General features: G+C 58.1%; 6 protein-coding genes and 2 pseudogenes. 3 read left to right on the top strand and 5 right to left on the bottom strand.

Annotation, left to right across the window (positions count from 1 at the left end; all coding sequences use genetic code 11):
- The 3 genes and pseudogenes from E5X34_RS30705 to E5X34_RS30695 all read left to right on the top strand — a co-directional run.
- Positions 1 to 137, top strand: a pseudogene (locus E5X34_RS30705) (beta-ACP synthase); the annotation flags it as partial.
- 772 nt (positions 138 to 909) lie between these two features.
- A pseudogene (nifA, locus tag E5X34_RS30700) lies at positions 910 to 1,953 on the top strand (nif-specific transcriptional activator NifA); the annotation flags it as partial.
- A gap of 464 nt (positions 1,954 to 2,417) precedes the next feature.
- A complete protein-coding gene (locus tag E5X34_RS30695) occupies positions 2,418 to 2,984 on the top strand; it encodes a sugar O-acetyltransferase (RefSeq protein ID WP_024505228.1) in 567 nt (188 codons plus the stop codon).
- Between the two features lie 307 nt (positions 2,985 to 3,291).
- On the opposite strand, the gene E5X34_RS30690 is transcribed toward E5X34_RS30695, so the two are convergent.
- From E5X34_RS30690 to nifB, 5 genes are all read right to left on the bottom strand, one after another.
- The gene (locus tag E5X34_RS30690; RefSeq protein WP_024505229.1) at positions 3,292 to 4,185 is read right to left on the bottom strand and encodes an SIR2 family protein; all 894 of its coding nucleotides are present in this window, start codon (positions 4,183 to 4,185) and stop codon (positions 3,292 to 3,294) included.
- A 34-nt stretch (positions 4,186 to 4,219) separates the two neighbouring features.
- Positions 4,220 to 4,432, bottom strand: coding sequence for a putative nitrogen fixation protein NifT (gene nifT, locus E5X34_RS30685; protein ID WP_024505230.1), 213 nt, complete (start codon positions 4,430 to 4,432; stop codon positions 4,220 to 4,222).
- Positions 4,429 to 4,749, bottom strand: coding sequence for a nitrogen fixation protein NifZ (locus tag E5X34_RS30680; protein WP_024505231.1), 321 nt, complete (start codon positions 4,747 to 4,749; stop codon positions 4,429 to 4,431). Before E5X34_RS30680 ends, nifT begins: the two co-directional genes overlap by 4 nt.
- Positions 4,750 to 4,834: 85 nt before the next feature.
- The gene (locus E5X34_RS30675; RefSeq protein ID WP_024505232.1) at positions 4,835 to 5,029 is read right to left on the bottom strand and encodes a 4Fe-4S binding protein; all 195 of its coding nucleotides are present in this window, start codon (positions 5,027 to 5,029) and stop codon (positions 4,835 to 4,837) included.
- 29 nt (positions 5,030 to 5,058) lie between these two features.
- On the bottom strand, positions 5,059 to 6,540 hold the full coding sequence (gene nifB, locus E5X34_RS30670; protein WP_063169393.1) for a nitrogenase cofactor biosynthesis protein NifB: 1,482 nt from the start codon (positions 6,538 to 6,540) through the stop codon (positions 5,059 to 5,061).
- Between the last annotated feature and the right edge of the window lie 119 nt (positions 6,541 to 6,659).

The raw sequence follows: 6,659 nt of genomic DNA, 5'->3' as shown, positions 1-6,659 counted from the left end.
ACTATCGCGAGCCAGATCCCGCTTGCGACCTCGACATCACACCCAATGTGCCGCGCGAGCGCAAGGTGCGCGTCGCCATGAGCAACGCCTTCGCCATGGGCGGTACGAACGCAGTTCTGGCATTCAGGCAGGTGTAGAAGCCATGCAAGACGCCTCATTCGAGGTCACCTGTCGTATCTAGCTGCTTGAGGGGCGGGGCATTGTGATACAGGGAGGGCTGTGGGGTCCCTCCTTCTCGGCCTCGACGATGTGGGAGGAGCCTGTGCGGCGAAACGGGCTAGACGCCCCCAGGCCCAGAACTTGGGCGAAACCAACTCCCACCAAAGCACAGCCGCTTTAGTAGCCGAACAATGAAGCCTCGCTCGACGAGCCGCCGCCTCTACTGTCAGCGGCATCACGCGGTTGAAGCGAACAGCGCAGCGGCTACTGTTTCCCGCACAACTCGGACGGCAATTGGGACAAGTCCGCACATGTCGTCACGTAAGCTGAACGCCGCAGGTACAGCCAAATTGGGGGCGGGGCGTTTCTGCCGTTTTGATAGAATTCTATCAAACTGACAATTTTCCTTGCACGAATGCAAGGAGAGCTCGATTGACTCCCCTCCTTTCTTGTCAAGGATGGGTTTGCAGGCTGCGGTGCGGCAGAAGCCGGACAGAACGGCGACCGGTCGAGTAAAGGCCTGCGCAAACAAGCGCGCATATTGCGGGCGCCCGCACGGAGGAGAAGACGCTCGTCCTGGTGAAAGACAACGATGCTCAGGCGCCATTGCCATTTGCCGAGGGGGTCCGCGCGCCGGAAATTTCGAAGCAACAAAGGTGAGATCGAGAATGATGATGGCGAAATACAACACAGCTCACCGTCCAGTGCAGTTCTACCGGCGGGTGGCGGAGTGGGATGGGCTGCCAAATGGAACGTAAAAAGATCAGCAAGGAGATGCTTGGCGATAGTCAGGCGCTGCGCAAGCTGCGTGAGCACCTTGTCAAGGTGGCCAAGGCGAAGACTACGGTCCTGTTGCGAGGTGAATCCGGAACCGGCAAGGAGCTGGTTGCCAAAGCCATTCACGAGCTCTCGCCTCGCGCCAAGCAGCCCTTCATCAAGGTCAATTGCGCGGCGCTCACCGAGACGCTTCTGGAATCTGACTTGTTCGGTCATGAGAAGGGTGCCTTCACCGACGCGAGCAGTTTGCGCAAGGGGCGCTTTGAGGCTGCCGACAAAGGCACATTGTTTCTGGACGAGATTGGCGAAATATCAGGTTCGTTCCAGGCTAAGCTGCTGCGTGTCCTGCAGGAGCAGGAGTTTGAGCGCGTCGGCAGCAACCACACCATTAAAGTTGATGTTCGCGTGATTGCCGCAACGAACAGGGACTTGGAAACGGCAGTTCAACGCAAGGAGTTCCGGCAAGACCTCTATTATCGCATCAACGTCGTCACTTTACGCGTGCCGGCATTGCGCGAAAGGCGAGGTGATATTCCGCTCTTGGCCGCTCAGTTTCTCAAGAATTTCAATACTGAGAATGATCACACGCTGACCTTCGCTCCCGAAGCGATTGAGGTGCTAATGAACTGCGAATTTCCAGGTAACATCCGAGAGCTCGAAAACTGCGTTCAACGGACGGCAGTTCTGGCGACGGGTCCATCAATCCTCAGAACTGACTTTGCCTGTTACGCGGATCAGTGCTTGGCCGCGGCGCTGTGGAAGAACGGACAGCCGACGTCAGAGAAGTCGACTACGATCGAGCCTTCCGCCGCCTGTGCCGCCCCGCCCGTCGGCGACGGGCAAGCGCCGATAGGCCCTGCCACGACTCGTGGTAGGGTGCCCGATGCCGATACGGTCATTGCTGCCATGGAAAAGTGTGGCTGGGTGCAGGCAAAGGCGGCGCGCCTGCTCGGTTTGACCCCGCGCCAGATCGGCTACGTGCTGAGAAAACGCGGTATCGAGATCAAGCGTCTCTGAAACAACCCGCCGAGCAAGAGCTGGAGCAGGTCAAGCATTGGTGCTCTGGCGCCGAGCCCATCGGCCAGGCTTACGAAGTGGGTGTGAACAGCGCTGCCAAGATTCCGGCCGTGTGCTTTCTACCACCAGTCGTACTGGGGCTCTGCGACTGACAAACTAAAAAGGAGTAATCCTCTGGCGGGACCTGGTCGATACATTAGCTGATGGCTTACCGCTCGATATCACGCAATCTGAGATGGGCATGAAAGTGAGTTCGACCGCTGGACAGTTGCCGACTTCGTCAGGTATTGGCCCCTGCGACCGGTTGATCTCCGATATCCAAATTCTTGGAAGTTGGTCGAGACGAAACTGTCGCCCCGGCTCGTGACCGACCGCGCGCCCGGCAAGATCGAGTTACAAAGTTGCCGAGGCAGTTTGATGTGCGTTCCTGCATCACTGTACGGGACACGACCTGACGGGAGACTATGATGCGTAGCCAAAAAGAAAAGATGCTCGCAGGCGAGTTTTACAATGCGGCGGATCCGGAGATCCAAGCTGACCTGTTGGCAACCGGGGCTTGGCTCAAGCGGTACAATGATACGCTGGGGCAGACCACGGGGCATTGGCATGAGCTTTTGTCCGAGCGGCTGGGAGAGGTTGGGCGCGGAACGGTCATCCGTCCGCCCTTTTTTTGCGACTACGGATTCAATATCCGCATTGGAGCCAATGCCTACATCAACTTCAACTGCGTTATTCTTGACGTGGTAGAGGTCAAAATCGGGCAAGGAACGGCAATTGGGCCTGCTGTGCAGATTTATACCGCCGATCATCCACATGATGCCGAGCAGCGGCAGGCCGGCCTGCAGGTCGGGCGTCCTGTTCACATTGGCAGCCGTGTCTGGATCGGCGGTGGAGCAATCATTCTGCCTGGCGTCACGATTGGTGATAATGCAGTGGTAGGCGCTGGCTGCGTGGTCACACGAGATGTTCCCGCCGGGGCAAAGGTAGTGGGAATTCCTGCTCGCGTGGCCGACCCACATAAACAGGCATAATCAACCTCGTTGACCCTGGAGGTGCATGCGAACTGTCGAAACTGTGCCGAATTTTTGTCGAAGCCATTGAGCGCTGCATATGTTGTCGCGACTCGGGCGCTTCAGTTCTTTTGCCACGGGGGTCACAAGATCATGTGCGTAATGCCGCCGCAACGTGCTCACGTCCCGCAGCAGCGGACCCTTTCACATGGCCCAACGAATTCAGAGCCTACGTTGTGCTGCCACTAGCATTACTGCTCACGAATGTATTCCCAACTGAGTTTTCGCCCTTGGAGGCAAGCAGCGACTCACCAGCAATCGCCGGCCATTAATCCTGGCTAGCATCGACCCCGACGAGGCGAGCCGCGGCGTTGCGGATCGGCATGTCGATGACCGTGATTGCGCCTTCGGCAAGGAAACGACGTTCGTTTCTGGTCAGCGTAGCCGAATCGATCACCGCAAAATGTGGGCCAGTGGAGCGCTTCATCAGCTGTCTGGCATATGTGCGCAGCATCTGATCGTTGAAGCGGCAGCCCACGAAGAAAAAACCCCGGTTGACGCGCCGTTGCTTCACCGCGTCCGGGATCGGCGTCTGGATATCAATTTCGGTTAGGACTTCGACGTAATCGGAATCAGCCACGAGGAAGTTTGCCGCCGGCCTGACGCTGCCGTGCGGCGCATAGAGCACCGTCCTAGCCACTTGTTCGGCCTCGAGTTCTGTTCCTGACAAATCGTAAGTTCTCGTCCAGATGTTACCGATTCCGGTCGCGCGCGTCGTTCCTTGTATCTCGACAACGTCTGTTTGGCCGGCCTCTGCAAGGGCTGCTCGCATGGCGCCATCGTACCAGCTGTCGATGATGACAGACAGTTGAAGGGTTGCGAGCCAGGCGTGAAGAACGGTCGGCTCGGCGGGGGCTGCGAATATCTCCGCCATCCACGCTTGGAGAGTCCGACGATGTCGGCGCTGCTCGATAAACTGCGCGACCGACCACATATTGGTGCGAATCCTGGAAGGGGCAGGCGCCCGCTTGTTGAGGGCCGCGGCGACATCTTCAGGGGTGCAAGGTACAGGGGATTCCGGTGGGTTAAGCTGCAGAAGACCAGGACCGAGATAGGGGATCACTCGATCGGCCTTGAGAGCGCCGTTCAGCAGGTCAATCAGTTTTTTGGCAAAACTGCCCCGGACGACGACGAGATGGTCCCAGCTCAGCATCGTGTTCATACGCGTTTCCTCTCCGCCACTGAACCCACCGGCATCAGGCCCCGTCGGAAATCTTCATCGCCTCGACGGTGATCGGCAAACGCGTGTCGCGCGGAAGGTCGGGCAGCATGAGCCGCCAACCGTTCCTGAGCGTCACGGTCCCGCCCCATAAGTCAGCGTTCTCAATCTCGGTGATCGGCTCTTCGAGATCCTTCTTGGGGACATAAGCCGACAAGCCAGTAGCGGTCCTGCGAATCATTACTTTCATCCGGCTGTTCCCCCGTTGGAAATGCCTTCAGCTCCGCAGGGAACCTCGACTTTGTCGAGGCTAATGAGTTCGCGCGCTCGCATGCCGACGACCGTGCCACGATCGATCCATTCGACCGCATAGATGAAGAATTGCTGGAGAAAGGTTCCAATGTCGCGCACGTAGCCTTCGTCGCCCTTCCGCACGAGGTTTTCGCCGATCTCCTTGCCGGGATAGGTGCCGTCGTTTTTTATGTGGCGTATCGCACGGACCCGCTCACCCTGCATGAACCGTGGCGGTCTGCCGATTTCGACCTCCTGTTCGCGTCTGGACCACATGCTGTCCATTCCTTTCTCGAGGCTTTTGTTGTGGTCGCGGGTTGCAGGCGTCGTCGTGCGGCGAACCCGACCGTTTCGGTAGGAATCAAGCGGGAACGCAGGTTTTCGGTACCGGACAGACCGACACGCATTGCTGCGTATCGAAGGCCTCCTTGCATTCGGTGCACTTGTTTGGATCGATCACATAGGCGTCGCCCTTGAACTTGATCGCTTCCGAAGGACATTCGAACTCGCAGGCCCCGCATTGGGTACATTGGGATGCGATGATCTTTAAAGCCATTCTAACTCCTGGTTATCGGACGAGACGGCTCAGGCCGTCGCCGCTAGTGGTCTGATCCCAAACTCTGCCGCGTAAAGTGCGCTGACTGCGGTCTCGATGTAGTCATGGCCATAGGCGTCGGTTACGCGCAGTCCAACTCGCGAGAGTTGTTCCTTCGGGCGATTTCCGATCTTGGCGCATAGCACTATGTGTATGCCTTCGAGCGCTGCGATGACGCCCTCGAGGATGGCGTCTTCGCCCCCGCCTCCGAGGCAATACCGCTCGACCTTCCGATGCCCGACCAAGCTGATCCCTCTAGGCGAGACTTCATAAACCTGGAATTCCTTCGCGTGGCCGAAGTGTTCGTTGACCCGTCCACCTCCCTTAGTGGCCACCGCAACCAGAAGCGACTTTTCGGAGTCTGTTGCCTTGACCATACCGATGGCCTCGCTCCTCGCCGCCTCATGATCACGGCGCTCGTGTGCGACCACCTGCCGATAGGCCTGACGCTTGCCAGCATCGTAGGCGACATCGTCGGGAATACCGTCCAGCGTGAATTCCTGGCCACGATCTTCACCGAGCAGGCCGACAGCATCTGCCCGGCACTGCCGGCAGTGGCGCATCAACTTGGCGCCACCTTCAAGTCGATCCTGAAGAGCCATCATCTCCGTTGCCGTTGGGCCGCGCTGCCCGATGAGTCCGTAGTGGGTACCGTGCGCCGGGTCCGAAATCAGAGGCATCACGTTGTGCAGAAACGCGCCCCGCTCCCTGACCATTTTGTTCACCTCAAACAGGTGCTGGTCGTTCACTCCAGGAATCATCACCGAGTTGATTTTGGTGAGGATGCCGCGCGCGCTCAGCATCTCCAGGCCCAGCATCTGCCGCGCGTGCAAGATTCGAGCGGCTTCGATGCCGAAGTAGCGGCGATTTTCATAAAAGATCCATGGATAGATCTTCGCGCCGACTTCCGGGTCGACCATGTTGATGGTGATCGTCACGTGATCAACATTCATTTCGGCAAGCTCGGCGACATGGTCCGGCAGCACGAGCCCATTAGTGGAGACGCACAGCTTTATGTCGGGGATTTCCCTGATGACGCGGTCGAACGTTGCCTTCGTTTTCTCCCAATCGTAACAGGCATCCCCCGGCCCAGCGATGCCAAGAACCGAAAGCTGCGGAACTTTGTTGGCAACGGCGATGACCTTGCGTAGCGCTTGGTCGGGCGTCAACTTCTCAGACACAACACCAGGCCGGCTCTCGTTGGCGCAATCGTATTTGCGATTGCAATAGTTGCACTGGACATTGCAAGCCGGCGCGACCGCCACATGCATACGCGCGAAATAATGATGCGCTTCCTCCGAAAAGCAGGGGTGATCCTTGATCCTTTCCCAAATAGCCGGATCCTCTTCGCCCGGGCTGGTCGGCGACGAGCCGTAGGAAGACGATGCGCAGCCACCGGATTTCGCGGCTGCCAGAAGACCCTCGGATGTCGTGCTAGTCGGCCCCTCAATCGAAACTGTCGGTGAGGACATCAAACGGCTCCGTTGCTGGTAACGTCGCGGTTCAAGGTGCAAGAGCCATACCAACTGAAAAAAGCGGCTTCAGTTCACTATTCGGGTCGATATCGCATTGTGTCAGGCCGGCGCGACAC

The organism is Mesorhizobium sp. (assembly GCF_004963255.1).
GTDB lineage: Bacteria > Pseudomonadota > Alphaproteobacteria > Rhizobiales > Rhizobiaceae > Mesorhizobium.
The sequence above is the reverse complement of the archived record's forward strand: the minus strand, read 5'-3'. Positions and strand labels throughout refer to the sequence as shown.